Genomic DNA, 16,993 nt, shown 5'->3' on the forward strand with positions numbered 1-16,993 from the left:
AAACTCAACAAATATTTGTAAAAGGATTTTCATTGATTTACTTCGTGAAAATATTGCTACATAATCGACCGGAATCCATCAACCGCGCCCCGTTTTGGGGCGAATTCACCATGCAAGTACAACAGCATCCCATCTCCACCGCGCACGCCAGCGTCTCCTGCCAATTGAGCAGCTTCCACTTCGGCACTGCGGCCACCACCAGCCGCAGCGGCAAGAAGGTGTACATCCAGGCGGCGCTGCATGCGGACGAGGTACCGGGCATGCTGGTGTCGCAATTTTTGCGCCGCGAACTGCTGGCGCTGGAGGCGGCCGGCAAGGTGCACGGCGAAATCATCCTGGTGCCGGCCGCCAACCCGATCGGCCTGGCGCAAGCCATCCATGGCGCGCCGTTCGGCCGTTTCGACCTGACCACCGGCATCAACTTCAACCGCGCCTACCGCCATGTGGCCGATGAACTGAAAACCACGCTCGATGGCCAGCTGGGACAGGATGCGCAAGCCAACGTGGCGCTGATACGCGCGCACGCGCGCGCCGCCGTCGCCGCCTGGCGGCCGGGCACGGATGCGGAAACGCTGAAGAAAACCCTGCTGGGCATGGCCATCGACGCCGACATCGTGCTCGACCTGCATTGCGATAACGAAGCGGCCCTGCACATCTATACGGGCACGCCGCTGGCGGCGCAGATCGCGCCCCTGTCCGCGCTGCTGGGCGCGCGCGCCGTGCTGCTGGAACTGGCGGCCGGCGAAGAGCCGTTCGACGAAGCATGCAGCCGCTTGTGGTGGGATCTCGACGCGCACTTCCAGGGCCGCTATCCGATTCCCGCCGCCTGCCTGTCGACCACCGTCGAATTGCGCGGCGAAGTGGAAGTGAGCTACGCGCTGGCCGAACGCGACGCGGCCGCCCTGCTGCGCTTTCTCGCCATCGAGGGCGTGCTGGAGATCGCCGGCGCCGGCAACGACCTGCCCGCGCCGCAATGCACGCCCACGCCGCTGGCCGGCGTGGAACCCATCCTCGCACCGCATCACGGCGTGCTGGTCTACCTGCGCGAAATGGGCGACATATTGGCCGCCGGCGATGCCGTGGCCGACTTGATCGACCCCGTCAGCGGCGAGACGACGACCTTGCGCTGCACCGTCGCCGGGGTCTTTTTTGCGCGCAGCGCCCACCGCCACGTCCTGCGCGGCATGAACGTCGGCAAGGTCGCCGGCGCGGTCGCCTTCCGCGGCGGCAGCCTGCTGAGCCAATGACGCCATGAGAACATTCAAGCTCCCCAATACCTTCGTCCTGCTGTGCGCCATCCTGGCCATGATCGCCCTGGCGACCTGGCTGGTGCCGGGCGGGAAATTCGACACCCAGCTGGTCAACGGCAAGCAGCTGATCATCCCCGGCACGTTTCATTACGTAGCCAACAAGCCGCAGGGCCTGGCCGCGCTGATGATGGCGCCCATCAAGGGCTTCGTCGACGCCAGCCTGATCATCGGCTTCGTGCTGATCGTCGGCGGCGCCTTCGCCGTGCTGCAAAAAACGGAAGCCTTCGACTCGCTGATCAAGGCCATCGCCAAGGCCCATACCAGCTCGCGCTTCGTGCGCGCCGCCATCATCCCCGTCTTCTTCACCATGTTTTCGCTGGGTGGCGCCACTTTCGGCATGAACGAGGAAGCGATTCCCTTCATCCTGATCTTCGTGCCGCTGGCGCTGGCCCTGGGCTACGACACCATCACGGGCGTGTCGATACCCTTCATCGGCTCGCAGGTGGGCTTTTCCGCCGCCTTTTTAAATCCGTTCAACGTCGGCATCGCGCAGGGCATCGCGGGCGTGCCGATCTTTTCCGGCATCGGCTACCGCCTGATCGTGTGGGCCATCGCCACTGCGGTCAGCATCGTGTTTTTGATGTGGTACGCGGCGCGCATCAAGCGCCATCCGGAAAAAAGCCCGACCTACCTGCTCGATATCGAAAAGCGCAGCGAGCATTCGATGGACCTGGACAGCTTTGCCGGCATGACGCGCACGCACCGCGCCGTGCTGTGGATTTTCATGGCGACCCTGCTGACGATGGTCGTCGGCGTCGTCAAGTACGACTGGTTCATCGATGAAATCGCCGCCCTGTTCCTGGTGATGGCCATCGTCGTCGGCCTGGTCGGCCGGCTCGACATGGACAGCCTGGTCGCATCCTTCGTGCAGGGCGCGCGCGACATGGTCAGCGTGGCGCTGGTCATCGCGCTAGCGCGCGGCACCATGATCCTGGCGCGCGACGCGCAGATCATCGACACCATACTGCATGCATTGACGCCCCTGGTGGCGTCGTCGAGTCCCGTCTTCGCCGCGCAAAAGATGTTCTTCATGCAGTCGGTGATCAACTTCTTCATCCACTCGGGCAGCGGCCAGGCGGCGCTGACCATGCCCATCATGGCGCCGCTGGCCGACCTGGTCGGCGTGACGCGCCAGACGGCCATCCTGGCCTTCCAGTTCGGCGAATTCACCACGCCGATGATCCCCACGTCCGGCATCACCGTCGGCGTGCTGGCGCTGGCGCGCGTGCCCTGGATTACCTGGGCCAAGTGGATGATCCCGCTGCAACTGATCTACCTGGTGCTGGCGCTGCTGCTATTGATTCCACCGTGCCTGATGCACTGGCAGTGAGCGCCGACCCAGCTGCTCAGGCAATCAACGCTGGTAGATATCCGGCACATACCGCTCCATCAGCGTCTCCGGCCTGAGCGGCGCCGTAAAGCCGTAGCGTGCATACAAATCATGCGCCGTGCTGGTGGCCAGCATGAAGCGGCGCAGGCCCTGCAAGCCGGGATGCGCCGTCACGGCCTCCATCAGGCGCTTGCTGTAGCCACGGCCGCGGTATTCTTCCAGCACATACACGTCGACCAGATAGGCAAACGTGGCGTAGTCGGTGACCACGCGGGCGAACGCCACCTGATGGCCGTCCAGCGTGCCGCCAAAGCAGAGCGAATGGTCGATCGCGCGCTGTACGGTAGCCAGCGGTATGCCGATGGCCCATGTCGATTGTGCGCTGAGAAAATGGTGGATGGCTGGAACGTCGAGTTCCGCCTTGTCGGTGCTGATCATCAAATGTGACATCGCGCTGGCTTTGCTATCGTTGAAAAACACGATCATCGGCCTTTTTTCTGCGGCTGTCACCAGGGCTGGATAGAACCGGGGGCGCCGCCCGTTCTGCCTGTCCGTGATGCGGTGTTGCTGTTTGCTGCGGATGCTTCTTGAACTGCCTGCAATGCCATCGCCGCGCTTACAGGGCGGCTTTTTCTTCAGCGCTCAAACGCTTGGCGCTGACGTACACGGTGTGCATGGTGGCTTGATCGGCGCTGGCGACGATGGGGGCGGGCGCGGCGCGGAACTTCGGCACGGCGGCGGTGGCCAGGCTGGTGGCGGCAGCGACGGCGATGATGGCAACGAAGATGGCTTCCATGTTTTTAGCGATGTTCATGATGGTGTCCTTTGGGTGGCTGGTTGTGTGTTGCGATGATTGAACTGTAGGCCGATCCCCCCTGAACTACCATCGGATTGCGACCAAACGCACGATTCGCGGGACAGAATACAAAAAGCCCCGATGAAACGCACAACATGCCCTCGGCGTGGCATTTGAGGCTTGCCAGCCCCATTCCTGGCCATTTCAGCGCCCTGCAAGCCCCTAAAAGCCCTACCGCCGGCCAACCTTGTTTATAATCGCCCTACACTAAAGGACTTCTTTCATGACTGATCAATTCTCCAAAAAGGGCGAAGCCTGGTCGGCCCGGTTTTCCGAACCGGTCTCGGACCTCGTCAAGCGCTACACAGCTTCTGTATTTTTTGACAAGCGCCTGGCGCTGTTCGACATCGAAGGTTCGCTGGCCCATGCGGAAATGCTGCATGCGCAAGCCATCATCAGCCCGGCCGACTACGCGGAAATCCAGCGCGGCATGGCGCAAATTTCGCAGGAAATCGCCGCCGGCCAGTTCGAATGGCTGCTGGACCTGGAAGATGTCCACCTGAATATCGAAAAACGCCTGACCGAACTGGTAGGCGATGCGGGCAAGCGCCTGCACACGGGCCGTTCACGCAACGACCAGGTGGCCACCGACATCCGCCTGTACGTGCGTTCCGCCATCGACGACATCACCGCCCTGCTGGCGACCTTCCGCAGCGCGCTGACGGACTTGGCCGAGCAGCATGCCGATACCATCATGCCGGGCTTTACCCACATGCAGGTGGCCCAGCCGATCACCTTCGGCCACCACATGCTGGCGTACGTCGAAATGTTCGGCCGCGACGCCGAGCGCATGGCCGACTGCCGCAAGCGCGTCAACCGCCTGCCGCTGGGCGCCGCCGCCCTGGCCGGCACCACCTTCCCCATCGACCGCCTGCGCGTGGCCAAGACGCTGGGCTTTGACGACGTCTGCCACAACTCGCTCGACGCCGTCTCGGACCGCGACTTCGCCATCGAATTTTGCGCCGCCTCCGCCGTGCTGATGATGCACGTGTCACGCATGGCCGAAGAACTGGTGATCTGGATGAGCCCACGCATCGGCTTCATCGACATCGCCGACCGCTTCTGCACCGGCTCGTCGATCATGCCGCAAAAGAAAAACCCGGACGTGCCGGAACTGGCGCGTGGCAAGACGGGCCGCGTCTACGGCCATCTGATTGGCCTCTTGACCCTGATGAAAGGCCAGCCGCTGGCCTACAACAAGGACAACCAGGAAGACAAGGAACCGCTGTTCGACACGGTAGACACCGTCATCGACACACTGCGCATCTTCGCCGACATGGCCGGCGGCATCACGGTGAAATCGGAAGCGATGCGCGCGGCCGCCCTGCAAGGCTACGCCACGGCGACCGACCTGGCCGACTACCTGGTCAAGAAAGGCTTGCCATTCCGCGACGCCCATGAAGCGGTGGCCCTGGCCGTGCGCGCCTGCGTCGACGCCGGCTGCGACCTGGCCGACCTGTCGCTGGAGCAGCTACGCGCCTTCTCGCCGCTGACCGGCGAAGACGTATTCGAGGTACTGACGCTGGAAGGCTCCGTTGCCGCGCGCGACCACGTGGGCGGCACCGCGCCACGCCAGGTACGCGCCGCGATCGCCCGCGTGCGTACGCAGCTGGAAAAATAAAACCGGCGCATGCCGGCAAACGCCCCGCTGCATCGCTGCAGCGGGGCGTTTTTCATTGCGCCACGATTTTCGACAGTACGGAAAACGCGGCGCCCGTCTGCGACGCTTCCAGCAGCAAGGTCAGCTCCGTATACGTGCAAATGATGTTGATCAGGTTGATCCGTTCCCAGGCCAGGCGCTTGAGGATGGCGTGATACACGCCCGGCGTATAGCAGGTTTCAGCGGCCAGGTGCAGGGTCACGGCCGTCACCCGCTCCAGGCGCGCCAGTTCCTGCTCTTCGCCGAACACCTCTTCCACCAGCGCGTGCAGCGAACGGCTGCAGATCACCATCACCTCGTTGACGCCGCGCGTAATGGTGATGAACGTGCCCCGCTGGGGCGCTGCCAGCGCCAGCAACTGGCGCTGGCAGGCATACGTCTGGTCGGAATAGCGGTAGGTAAAAACCATCAATTCACTGCGCGTGGACAGTTCTCCCGCGCGGTGCGCCAGCACGATCTCGCCGCTTTTCTGCTGCGGCATCCGCTCGGCCAGGCGGCGCAGCGCCATCACCACGGCGGCCTGCCCCACCGGTTTCCATAGGTCGGTCTGCAATTGCGGCTGCAGCTGGCGCGCCAGCTCCGACAGGTTGAGCAAGCCACGGCCCAATCCTTCGCTGAGAAAGGCCGATTCCATCACGATCTGTTCCACTTTGGTCGCTATCGAAAGCATAGTTCTTCGGGCCGGTGATTCCGGTGCACGCACCAGGAGCCGGCAACCCTTCCTGAAAAAAAGATGCATTGCGCCAGCGGCCGCGCCGGATGGCGCGGTCGGACTCGCTGAAAAGAACCCCCTCGCGGGGGAAGAGCCGGCTAGCGGCGGCTAGGAAGGCGGATGCAGCATGAGTGCCGCTCCAGAGGGGAAGTGGCTGAAACCAACAGCAGAAAACAGAACTGACGTCATGTGAAACTCCCGATTTTTTTCCCGATGCGCTGTATCTGGACGCGGTCATTGCCGCGTGCGCTTTTTTTGTCTTCGCGTAGTCCGCTGGGGACAATGCGAAGAGCTAGTGTAGATCGCAACATTTAGAAAAGGCAACAGTGTTTTTCCAACAGAACGCGCCATTAGGGGAAGTAGTCCAAAACAAAAGTTGCAGCTTGTGGTAGATCAAACTTTCCTACGATGCGACGTCGATAAATGTTCAATTCTTAACAAAAATTCGCGCAGTGACCCATTTCTTGAATTTTTTGACATGGCGATCTCGACAAGTTTAGTGTCGCCCTACCCGGCGTCATGCCACCACAAAACGGCAGGCTATCCGCCCGCTGCCAGGCGCGCCGGGGTGGCCATCAGGCATCGCGGCCAGTTCATTCACCATTTCCTTAACCGATACCATGGAGCAGAAATGAATTTACGTTTGACGATAGTTGCCGCATCCATCGCCGCCCTGCCGCTGATGGCCACCACGGCCGACGCCGCCACGCCGCTGCCACAGACCCTGATGGCAGCCCCGGTCGCCCTGGCGTCTCCACAAGAGACCGCCAGCCTGGTCAACAAGCTGGCCGCGCAGGCACGCAGCCGCGGCCTGAATACCGAGCATGGCTTTGCTGTCGGCGCCCAGCATCCGGGCGTCAGCGGCACCCGCGTGAGCCGCGTACAGCACACCTACAAGGGCTTGCCCGTCTTCGGTTCCGAGACGGTCGTGGTCAGCAACAGCGCCGGCGACATCGTCAGCGAATCCGTGTCGGACCGCGCGTCCGGCCTCGGTAGCGGCGGCGTCAATTCCGTCACCCGCAGCGCCACCACCGATATCGACACCACGCCGGCCGTCAGCGCCGCCGCCGCCATTGCCGCCGCCGTGAAAAGCATCGGCGTGCCCGCCGTCGACCATGTGCCGCCGCATGCACAGCTGCTGATCTACCCTGTCATGAAAACCGTGCGCGTGGCCGGCGCCGAGAACAAATCGGAAGCCGCGCTGAACGCCCTCGACGTGCAGGATGTGGTCGACCACTACGAGCTGGCCTACCTGGTGCAGACGCGCATGATCAGCGGCAGCAAGCCCGTCTACTACGACACCGTCGTCAGCGCCAAGGATGGCCGCATCCTGCGTCAATGGAAAGCCCTGAAAACCGTCGCCGGTATCGGCAACAGCCAGTACAACGGCCAGGTGCCGCTCAATACCACGCTCACCGGCAGCACCTACACCATGAAGGACCCCAGCCGCGGCACGGGCGGCAGCTTCGGCGGCATGGCCATCACGAATGCCAACCACGGCACCACCTCGGGCAGCGTGTACAGCAGCACCAGCAATACCTGGGGCGACGGCCAGCAGTACATCAGCGGCGGCAGCACCACCAACGCCAACGGCCAGACGGCGGCCGTCAACGCGATGTGGGGCTTGATGAACACCTACGACACGCACAAGAATGTGCTGGGCTGGTCCAGCCTGGACGGCAACAACACGGCCACCCACATTGCCGCCCACGTCAACACGGCCTACGACAACGCCTACTACGACGGCAACTGCAAATGCATGTACATCGGCGACGGCGGCAGCTCGTTCAACAACCTCGGCTCCATCGACGTGATCGGCCATGAGATGGGCCACGGCATCACGGACGCCACCTCGGGCCTGATCTACTCGCAGGAGTCGGGCGGCTTGAACGAATCGAGCTCGGACATCGCCGGCGAGATGGTGGAAGCGTATGCGCGCGCCGGCGGCACGGGCACCACGATTCCCAACACGGGCAACGATTGGATGACGGGCAAGGAAATCGCCAAGAATGGCCAGCCGCTGCGCTGGCTGTACAAGCCGAGCAAGGATGGCAGCAGCCCGAATGCGTGGAGCAGCACCATCAAGAACCTCGACGTCCACTACAGCAGCGGTCCGAACAACCGCATGTTCTACTTCCTGTCGCAAGGCTCGAATTCGACGTCCAGCAGCGACTACTACAGCTCCTACCTGAACAAAAGCCCGCTGGCCATGACCGGTATCGGCAGCGACAAGGCTTACCGCATCTGGTTCAAGGCCGCCACCACCAAGTTCACCTCGTCGACCAACTACGCCGACGCGCGCAACAAGGTGCTGCAGGCAGCCGAGGAACTGTATGGCGTGGGCAGCGCGGAATCGATCGCCGTCAAGCGCGCGTATGCGGCCATCAACGTGGGTACCGACGTCGATGAGTCGACGACGGGCGGCGCGGTGACCATCACCAGCCAGCCAGCCAGCATCACCGTCGCACCGGGCGGCACCGCCTCGTTCGCCGTGGGCGCGGGCGGCGGCACGGCGCCGTACACCTACAAGTGGTACCGCAATGGTGCCGTGATCAGCGGCGCCACATCGCCGGCCTACAGCTTCACGGCCGCGGCGGCCGACAGCGGCGCCGTCTTCAAGGCCACGGTGACGGATTCCTCGTCGCCCGCCGTGACGGCCACGTCGAACAACGCCACGCTGACGGTGGGCACCAGCAGCGCCACCGAACGCGTGACGAACGGCGGCTTCGAGGCCGGCGCCACGGGCTGGAGCGGCACCACGGGCGCCATCGGCACGTTTACGGGGCAAACCGCGTACGAAGGCACGCAGTACGCCTGGCTGGGCGGCAATGGCGTCACGGCCAGCGAATCGCTGACGCAAAGCGTCGCCATTCCGGCCGCCGCCACGTCCGCCAGCCTGAGCTTCGCGCTGCATATCGACACGGCTGAAACGGGCAATACCGTGTACGACAAGCTGGTCGTCACCGTGAAGAACAGCGCCGGCACGGTGCTGGGCACCCTGGCCTCGTACTCGAACGTGAACAAGGCGGCCGGCTACCAGATCCGCACCTTCGACCTGATCGCCTACAAGGGCCAGACCGTGCAGATCTCGTTCGCCGCCACCGAGGATGCGTCGCTGCAAACCTCGTTCGTGATCGACAAGGTCAGCCTGGTTACCCAGTAAGCGGCTGAACATGCGGGCGGCAGGCCGGTTTGCCGCCAGTCGCCCGCATCCACCACACGGCACGATTGATTTCCTGGCAATTCCAGTCTACCCTGAGGCAGTGATTGCCTCTTGCCTGCTGCCGGTACCCGCGACGAATTGAACTTTTTTTGGATGGTTTCTGACCGATGCCTACTTCGACCTTGTCCGCACGCGCTTTCCCCCATTCCAGCCTGTCCATTTTTACGCCTGCCACCATGTTCGCCTGAGCCGGCCATGCAGTTCCACCTCCAGGTGCAGGGCCCGGCGGGCAGCCAGGCGCTGGCCATCGACGCCGCCAGCGAGGCCGAGGCGATCCGCGCGGCCGTGCGCGGCGGCTGGCGCGTTCTGGCCGTCGACGACGGCACCGCGCAGGACGCGGGTGTCGCGCTGCGCCCCGGCAAACAGGGCCTGCCCCTGCTGCAATTCAGCCAGGAGCTGCTGGCCCTGCTCGAAGCGGGCCTGAACCTGGGCGAGGCCATGGCCACCCTGCACAACAAGGAAACGCGCCCGGGCGCGAGGAGCACCCTGGCCGCCATCGTGCTCACCCTGCAGCAGGGACAAAGCTTTTCCGACACCCTGGCCGGTTTCCCCGATATCTTCCCCGACATTTACATCGCCACCGTGCACGCAGCCGAACGCTCGGGCAACCTGCCCGAGGCGCTGGCGCGCTTCGTCGCCTACCAGCTGCAGTTCGACGCCATCCGCAAAAAACTCATTTCCGCCGCCATCTACCCGTGCATGCTGCTCGTCGTCGGCGGCTTGGTGACCCTGTTCCTGCTCGGCTACGTGGTGCCAAAATTCAGCGTCGTCTACGAAAGCTCGGGCCGCGAGATTCCCTGGATGTCGCAAATGCTGCTCGGTTTTGGCCAGACCCTGGCCGCGCATCCGCTGCTGTGCGCCGGCGCGCTGGCCGCGGCCGTCGGCGTCGTGGTCTTCGGCATCGCCAACCGCGCCATGCGCATGGCGCTGGTGCTGCGCCTGCTGCGCCTGCCCGTACTGGCGGACAAGGCGGCGGAATTCCGCCTGGCCCGCTTCTACCGCGCCCTGAGCCTGCTGCTGCACGCGGGCATCCCGCTGCACAAGGCGCTGGCCATGGTCGGCCCCATGCTGCTGCCGGCGCAGCAGGAGCAGCTGGCGCAGGCGCGCCGCGCGGTGCAGGAAGGCATGCCGTTTTCCACCGCGCTGGAACAGGCCGGCATGGCCACGCCGGTGGCGCAATCGCTGCTGAAGGTGGGCGAGAACACGGGCCGCCTGGGCGACATGCTGGAACGTTCGGCAAAATTCCACGACGAGGAATTCGCCCGCTGGGTGGACTGGGCTTCGCGCCTGCTCGAGCCGCTCTTGATGACCATCATCGGCGTCGTCATCGGCGGCGTGGTGGTGCTGATGTACATGCCGATCTTTGAACTGGCGGGGAGCTTATCTTGAAGGTCATGTCATGAACGCACGCGACGAAGAACGGGCCGTGCTCGATGCGGCCATGCTGCGCCGGGCCCACGCGAGCGCGCTGGAACAGGGCCGTCCGCAGATGGCCGTGCTGCAGGAAACGGCAGCCCTGCCGCCCGAAGTCTTTTTGCGCCAGCTGGCCGCCCTGTTCCGCTATCCGGCCTGGACGATGGCCGAACTGCAGGCCGCCCTGCCCGCCTTTGCCCTGCTGCCCTATACCGATTGCGCCCAGCGCGACTGCGTGCTGCTGCAGCCCGATGCGCCAGGCGCGCCGCCCGTGCTCGTCATCGGCAATCCCTTCAGCGAGGACCTGCTGCAATGGGCCGACTTCGCCCTGTCCACGCCTTTCACGGTGGCGCTGGCGCATCCGGACGACCTGTCCGCCTACCTGCAGCAGCAGGAAAGCGTGCAGCAGGCGATGCAGGAAATGCAGCACGGAGATGATGTGCCGGGCCTCGACCAGAGCATCGAAGACATCTCGCTGATCCGCATCAGCGAAGACAGCAGCCCGGTCGTGAAACTGGTGAACTCCACCATCTACGATGCCCTGAAATTCCAGGCCAGCGACATCCACCTCGAATGCGACGTGGCCAGCCTGGTCATCAAGTACCGCGTCGACGGCGTGCTGGTGCAGGCGGGCCAGGTGCAGGGGCTGCAGATGGCCGAACAGATCATCTCGCGCATCAAGGTCATGGCCGACCTCGACATCGCCGAGCGCCGTATCCCGCAGGATGGCCGCTTCAAGGTGCGCGTGAAAGGGGCGGAGATCGACTTCCGCGTTTCCATCATGCCCAATATCTTTGGCGAGGATGCCGTGCTGCGCCTGCTGGACCGGCGCGCGCTGACGGAGGCGGCGCAGGCGCTGCGTCTGGAAAGCCTGGGCCTGAACGAGGACGCCATCGAACAGATCCGCCGCCTGGCCGCCAAGCCGCACGGCATGCTGCTGGTGACGGGGCCCACCGGTTCCGGCAAGACCACCACCCTGTACGCGGCCATCACGGAAATCAACACGGGGCGCGACAAGATCGTCACCATCGAAGACCCCGTCGAATACCGCTTGCCGCGCGTGCTGCAGATTCCCGTCAACGAAAAAAAGGGACTGACGTTCGCGCGCGGCCTGCGCTCCATCCTGCGCCACGATCCCGACAAGATCATGATCGGCGAGATCCGCGACGATGAAACGGCGCAGATCGCCGTGCAGGCCGCGCTCACTGGCCACTTGGTGTTTACCACCGTGCACGCGAACAATGTCTTTGATGTGGTCGGACGCTTCCTGCACATGGGCGTCGATGCCTACAGCTTTGCGGCGGCCCTGAACGGCATCGTGGCGCAGCGCCTGCTGCGCCTCAATTGCGCCCATTGCGCCGTCGACGCCAGCGCCGAGGTGCTGGCCGACGCGCAGCAGCTGCGCGACAGCGGCCTGGCCCTGCATCAGGTGCAGGACTGGCAATTCATGGCCGGCAAAGGCTGCGGCCACTGCCGCGGCACCGGCTACAAGGGCCGCAAGGCCGTCGCCGAGGTGCTGATGCTCAGCGATACGATGCGCGAAATGATCTGCACGCGCGCGCCCCTGAGCCAGATGAAGGAAGAGGCGGCGCGCAACGGTTTCCGCCTGGCGCGCGAAGCGGGCCTGGACCTGGTGCGGCGCGGCGAAACCACTTTAGCGGAGCTCAATCGTGTCACTTATTGAACGCCTTACCCGCGCCACCGTATGCCTGCACCTGGCCCCGCACGGGCTGCACGGCGTGCTGCGCCGCGCCGGCCGCCCCTTGCCCGACAGCGCCTTTCACCTGCCCATTGCGAATCCCGACGCCAGCTGGGAAGTGGCGCTGGCCGCCCTGCGCGGCTGGCTCGAACACGATGGCGGCAAAAAACTGCCGCTGGCCGTCAGCCTGGCCAGCCGCTGGTGCGCCATGCTGATGGTGCCGTGGAGCGGCGCCCTGCTCGACCGCAGCAGCGCACAGCGCTTCCTGCACAGCCAGTTCGGCGCCGTGTATGGCGAAGGCGCGCGGACCTGGCGCTTGGCCGCCGACGACGCTCCCTATGGCATGCCGCGCCTGGCCTGCGGCATCGATGCGGCCCTGCTGCAAGGCGTGCAGGACGCGGCGGCCGCGCATGGCCGGCGCTGCCTGTCCATCGAACCGATCGCCGGACCGGCCTGGCGCAGCATCGCCGGGGAAAAACCCGCCGCCTTCGCCCTGGTGGAAGCGGGACGGCTGCTGCTGGCAACGACGAGCGGCGGACGCATCACGGCCCTGCACAGCCAGTCCTGCGCCGCGGCCTGGGGCGATGAACTGGACCGGGCATGGCGGCGCTGGAACTTGCGCGCGCCGCAGCTCGACGCCATCGAACACGTGGCCCTGATCGACTTGAGCGGCGTGCCGCAATCGAACGTGCCAGAACGCTTCGTGCCCATCGCCGTGGCCGGCGCCGCCCACCTGATGCGGGAGGCCGCATGGGCCTGAGCCGCCTGGAATTCCTGCCGCCCGGCGCCGCGCAGACGTTCAAGGGCTGGCGCCTGGCCCTGTGCCTGGCGGGCGGCTTGCTGCTGCTGCCGGCCGCCGGGTACTGGCTGGTGCAGGCGCAGGAAACGCGGCGCCTGGAAGCGCAGCTGGCGCAGCTGCAGCCGGCGCGTCCCGTGCGCGCGCCCCTCTCGGCAAGCCAGCAGCGCGAGCGCGACATCGAACTGAAACAGGTGGCCGCCGCCGTGCGCCAGCTCAACCTGCCCGTCACGCGCCTGGTCAGGACGGTGCAGGCGCCGCGCGACGTGCGCGTGGCCCTGCTGGGGCTGGACCTGAACGCGCAGCAGGGACAGGATGGCGCCAGCGTGCTGAAAATCGCCGCCGAGGCGGAAACCCCGCAAGACATGCTCAACTACCTGGCCTTCCTGAACCAGCAGCCCATGTTCAGCTCCGTGTATCTGCTCAAGCACGAGATGAATGCGAACGCCCCCGAACACCCTTACCGTTTTCAGCTGGAGGCGCAATGGCGGCAATAAAACCCCTGTTAAAAGCCGGCACGCCCGTGGCCCGGCCGCGCCTGCAACTGCGCCTGCCTCCGCGCCTGGCGTGGGAAACGGCGCGTCTGTGGCGTGCCCTGGGCTCGCCCAGCGCCATCGGCGCGGCAAGCCTGGCGCTGGCCGCCGTCGCCATGCAGCAGGGCGAGGCGCTGGCCGGACGCCAGCAGCCATTGCGCGCGCAGCTGGCCATGATGGCGAAACAGGCGGCGCTGCCGCCGGCGCCCGTCACGCTCGACGCCGATGCGGACAGCCTGGCCGCCTTTCACGCCTACCTGCCCGCGCGCGACAGCATTCCCGAGCAGTTGAAGGCCTTGCTGGAAGTGGCGCAGAAGAGCGGCGTCACCCTGGCCAAGGCCGACTACAAGCCGCAGGAAGACGGCAATACGGCCTTTTTGCGCTACCAGATCACCTTGCCCGTGAAGGCCGAATACGCGCAGCTGCAAACCTTTATCGTCGACGCCCTGCAGGCGCTGCCCACGCTGACGCTCGACTCCGTGCTGTTCAAGCGCGAGCAGATCGAGGCGGGCGAGATCGATGCGCGCATCCAGTTCATCCTGCTGGTCAAGAAGGCGGAGGCGCGCCCATGAAAAAAGCCGTACTGGGAGCCGCCGCCGTGGCGACCTTGCTGGCCGCCCTCTTTGCCCCGGAGGACGAAGGCAGCATCGTGGGGCCGGCCACGGCCACGCCGCGCCAGGTGGAACGGGTGGCGCCAGCGCCCCTCGTCGTCACCACTGCCACTGCGCCAGCCAATCGCGCACTGGCCATCGAACCGCGCCGGGGGCTCGACGACGAGGAAGCGGCCACCCTGTTCGCCAAGCAAAGCTGGCAGCCGGAGACGCCGAAAAAGATCATGCTCGACCAGCAGGCGGCGCAGGCCACGCGCACTGTCGCCGCCGTCGACGCGAACGCGCCGCCGCCTTTGCCCTTCCAGTTCCTTGGCCGCTTCGTCGACGAAGGCAAGGCCGCCTATTTTCTCCAGGCGGGCGAACGCAACGTGGTGGCGCGGCCGGGCGACACGCTCGAAGAGCGCTACCGCTTCGACGGCGTGGTGCAGGGCGCCCTGCAATTTACCTATCTGCCGCTCAACCTGAAACAGACACTCGCCGTAGGGGATATCAATTGAAACGACGCACACCACGTACTGGCATTACCCTGCTGCCGATGCTGTCCCTGCTGGCTGCCTGCGCCGGCAACCAGGCCTATACCGACGGCCAGGCCATGCTGGGGGCCGGCCGCACGGAACAGGGCCTGGCGCTGCTGGAACAGGCGGCGCAGGCCGAACCGACCAACGCCAAGTACCGCATCGCCGTCAGCAATGGCAGGATGCACGCGCTGAACAACCTCAATGGCCGCGCCGAGGCGCTGCGCCAGCAGGGCAAGCTGTCCGAAGCGCAAGCGCTGTACCAGCAGGCGCTGGCGCTGGACGCCAGCAACGACGTGGCGCAGCGGGGCCTGGCCGGCGTGGCGCAGGATGAACGGCACCGCAAGCTGGTGCAGGAGGCACAGTCCAGCTACCAGCGCGGCGGCGAAGCGAATGTCGCGCAGGCGCAGGAAGCCTTGCGCCAGGTGCTGCAGGAGCGACCCGCGCAGCGCGAGGCGCTGGCCCTGAAAGGCCGCATCGGCGACGAGCAGGCCAAAAGCCGGCCGGCCGGCGGCAAGCTGGCGGCCGCCTACCGCAAACCCGTGACCCTGGAATTTCGCGATGCGTCCCTGCGCTCCGTATTCGACTTCATCAGCAAGGTGTCGGGCCTGAACTTCGTCTTCGACAAGGAGGTCGATCCCGCCCTGCGCGCCACCATCTCCGTGCGCGACACCAGCATCGAAGAGGCGATTGCCATGCTGCTGGGCGCGAATCAGCTGGAGCAAAGCGTCACCAGCGACAAGTCGATCACGATCTACCCGAACACGCCGCAAAAGGTGAAGGATTACCAGCAGCTGGTGGTACGCACTTTTTTCCTCGCCAACGCGGACGTCAAGACGGTGGCGTTTTCCATCAAGACCCTGCTCAAGGCCAAGGACGTCGTCACCGACGAGCGCCTGGGCATCATCATGCTGCGCGATACGCCGGAAATGGTGCGCATGGCCGAGCGCATCATCAACGTGCAGGACCTGGCCGACCCGGAAGTCATGCTGGAAGTCGAGGTGCTGGAAGTCAAGCGCACGCGCCTGATGGAATTGGGCGTGCGCTGGCCCGACCAGGCCAGCCTGACCCTGGCGGGCGTCGGCAGCGGCTTGGGCGGCCTGAAGGTGGCGGACTTGCACCGCATCAATGGCGAGAATATCAACCTGGGTATCGGCGGCGTCACTCTCAACGCCAACAAGACGGACAGCGACAGCAATATCCTGGCCAACCCGCGCATCCGCGTGCGGAACAAGGAAAAGGCGAAGATCCTCATCGGCGACCGCGTGCCCGTCATTACCGTCACGACGAATAATGGCGTCAGTTCCGACAGCGTCAACTACATCGACGTGGGCCTGAAACTCGACGTGGAGCCGAACGTCTACCTGGACGATGAAGTGGCCATCAAGATCAACCTGGAAGTATCGAACGTCGTCAAGGAAGTGATCAGCAAGACGGGCACGCAGGCTTACCAGATCGGCACGCGCAGCGCCTCGACCGTGTTGCGGCTGAAAGATGGCGAAACGCAGGTGCTGGCCGGCCTGATCAGCGACGAGGACCGGGGCACGGCCAACAAGGTGCCGGGCGTGGGCGAACTGCCCGTGCTGAACCGCCTGTTCGGCAGCCAGAAGGACGACGCCATGCGCAGCGAGATCGTGCTGTCGATCACGCCGCGCCTGCTGCGCAGCATCCGCCGCCCGGACCTGATGACGGCCGAATTCAATTCCGGCACCGAGGCGTCCGTGGGCGGGCGCGCCAGCGTGGGCGGCACACAGGAAGCCATCGCCGCGCCAGAGCAAGCCCCGCCGCGCGCCGGCTCGCCCATGACGGGCGGTGACGAAGCGCCCGCCGCCGACAAGACAAGCAAAGGTGGCCAGTGAAGCATAAAGGCTTTACTTTCATCGAACTGATGATCACCCTGGCCATCATGGCGACGCTGGCCACGGTGGCCGTGCCGATGGCGCAGGTGGCCTTGCAACGGGCGAAGGAGCAGGAACTGCGCAGCGCCCTGATCGAGATGCGCGAAGCGATCGACGCCTACAAGCGCGCTTCGGACAATGGCCGCATCAAGCTGTCGCTGGGCGCTTCCGGCTATCCGAAAAAACTCGAGGAACTGGTCGAGGGCGTGCCCGACCAGCGCAGTCCATCAAAACAGAACATCTATTTCCTGCGCCGCCTGCCGCGCGACCCGTTCCAGCCCAGGGAAGCCGGCAGCGCGTCCGACAGCTGGAGCAAGCGCGCCTATGCTTCGCCGCCCGACAATCCCAGCGAAGGCGAAGACGTGTTCGACGTCGCCTCGCGCTCGACCAAGGTGGGCCTGAACGGCGTGCCGCTCAATCAATGGTGACCGCCATGC

At 65.0% G+C, this 16,993-nt stretch carries 15 protein-coding genes; 12 read left to right on the plus strand and 3 right to left on the minus strand.

Features of this window, described 5'->3' with window-relative positions; translation table 11 throughout:
• Positions 1 to 110 precede the first annotated feature (110 nt).
• Together AC1RJW_RS10365 and AC1RJW_RS10370 are read left to right on the plus strand one after the other, a co-directional pair.
• Positions 111 to 1,247 (plus strand): succinylglutamate desuccinylase/aspartoacylase family protein, encoded by a 1,137-nt coding sequence (locus AC1RJW_RS10365; protein ID WP_493044844.1) that lies wholly within the window; start codon positions 111 to 113, stop codon positions 1,245 to 1,247.
• A 4-nt stretch (positions 1,248 to 1,251) separates the two neighbouring features.
• Complete coding sequence (locus AC1RJW_RS10370; protein ID WP_493044846.1) at positions 1,252 to 2,640, plus strand: YfcC family protein; 1,389 nt, start codon at positions 1,252 to 1,254, stop codon at positions 2,638 to 2,640.
• A gap of 24 nt (positions 2,641 to 2,664) precedes the next feature.
• Here the strand turns inward: AC1RJW_RS10370 and AC1RJW_RS10375 are convergent, their stop codons facing one another.
• Positions 2,665 to 3,090: a GNAT family N-acetyltransferase gene (locus tag AC1RJW_RS10375; RefSeq protein ID WP_493044847.1), complete on the minus strand. Its 426-nt coding sequence runs from the start codon at positions 3,088 to 3,090 to the stop codon at positions 2,665 to 2,667.
• A 166-nt stretch (positions 3,091 to 3,256) separates the two neighbouring features.
• The gene (locus AC1RJW_RS10380; RefSeq protein WP_076566245.1) at positions 3,257 to 3,454 is read right to left on the minus strand and encodes a hypothetical protein; all 198 of its coding nucleotides are present in this window, start codon (positions 3,452 to 3,454) and stop codon (positions 3,257 to 3,259) included.
• A gap of 265 nt (positions 3,455 to 3,719) precedes the next feature.
• Here AC1RJW_RS10380 and argH point away from each other — a divergent pair, with 265 nt between their 5' ends.
• Positions 3,720 to 5,117 (plus strand): argininosuccinate lyase, encoded by a 1,398-nt coding sequence (gene argH / locus AC1RJW_RS10385; RefSeq protein ID WP_493044848.1) that lies wholly within the window; start codon positions 3,720 to 3,722, stop codon positions 5,115 to 5,117.
• A gap of 52 nt (positions 5,118 to 5,169) precedes the next feature.
• Here the strand turns inward: argH and AC1RJW_RS10390 are convergent, their stop codons facing one another.
• A complete protein-coding gene (locus tag AC1RJW_RS10390) occupies positions 5,170 to 5,826 on the minus strand; it encodes a hypothetical protein (RefSeq protein ID WP_489629752.1) in 657 nt (218 codons plus the stop codon).
• Between the two features lie 673 nt (positions 5,827 to 6,499).
• On the opposite strand from AC1RJW_RS10390, the gene AC1RJW_RS10395 reads away from it, so the two are divergent.
• The 9 genes from AC1RJW_RS10395 (at position 6,500) to AC1RJW_RS10435 (ending at position 16,984) form a co-directional block, all read left to right on the plus strand.
• Positions 6,500 to 9,031 carry a M4 family metallopeptidase gene (locus AC1RJW_RS10395; RefSeq protein ID WP_493044849.1) on the plus strand — a complete coding sequence of 844 codons (2,532 nt, stop codon included), beginning with the start codon at positions 6,500 to 6,502 and terminating at the stop codon, positions 9,029 to 9,031.
• Positions 9,032 to 9,286: 255 nt separating this feature from the next.
• The gene (locus AC1RJW_RS10400; RefSeq protein WP_493044850.1) at positions 9,287 to 10,480 is read left to right on the plus strand and encodes a type II secretion system F family protein; all 1,194 of its coding nucleotides are present in this window, start codon (positions 9,287 to 9,289) and stop codon (positions 10,478 to 10,480) included.
• 10 nt (positions 10,481 to 10,490) lie between these two features.
• Positions 10,491 to 12,188, plus strand: coding sequence for a GspE/PulE family protein (locus tag AC1RJW_RS10405; RefSeq protein WP_493044851.1), 1,698 nt, complete (start codon positions 10,491 to 10,493; stop codon positions 12,186 to 12,188).
• Positions 12,175 to 12,963, plus strand: coding sequence for a hypothetical protein (locus AC1RJW_RS10410; RefSeq protein WP_493044852.1), 789 nt, complete (start codon positions 12,175 to 12,177; stop codon positions 12,961 to 12,963). Before AC1RJW_RS10405 ends, AC1RJW_RS10410 begins: the two co-directional genes overlap by 14 nt.
• Entirely contained in the window at positions 12,954 to 13,496 is a 543-nt protein-coding gene (locus AC1RJW_RS10415; protein ID WP_493044853.1) for a hypothetical protein, read from the plus strand. Before AC1RJW_RS10410 ends, AC1RJW_RS10415 begins: the two co-directional genes overlap by 10 nt.
• Entirely contained in the window at positions 13,484 to 14,104 is a 621-nt protein-coding gene (locus AC1RJW_RS10420) for a hypothetical protein (protein ID WP_493044854.1), read from the plus strand. The genes AC1RJW_RS10415 and AC1RJW_RS10420 overlap by 13 nt, the downstream gene beginning before the upstream one ends.
• Entirely contained in the window at positions 14,101 to 14,640 is a 540-nt protein-coding gene (locus tag AC1RJW_RS10425; protein WP_493044855.1) for a hypothetical protein, read from the plus strand. Before AC1RJW_RS10420 ends, AC1RJW_RS10425 begins: the two co-directional genes overlap by 4 nt.
• A complete protein-coding gene (locus AC1RJW_RS10430) occupies positions 14,637 to 16,517 on the plus strand; it encodes a secretin GspD/PilQ domain-containing protein (RefSeq protein ID WP_493044856.1) in 1,881 nt (626 codons plus the stop codon). The genes AC1RJW_RS10425 and AC1RJW_RS10430 overlap by 4 nt, the downstream gene beginning before the upstream one ends.
• Complete coding sequence (locus AC1RJW_RS10435; RefSeq protein WP_493044857.1) at positions 16,514 to 16,984, plus strand: type II secretion system protein; 471 nt, start codon at positions 16,514 to 16,516, stop codon at positions 16,982 to 16,984. Before AC1RJW_RS10430 ends, AC1RJW_RS10435 begins: the two co-directional genes overlap by 4 nt.
• The last annotated feature ends 9 nt before the right edge of the window (positions 16,985 to 16,993 follow it).

This window comes from Janthinobacterium sp. GW822-FHT07A03, assembly GCF_058798815.1.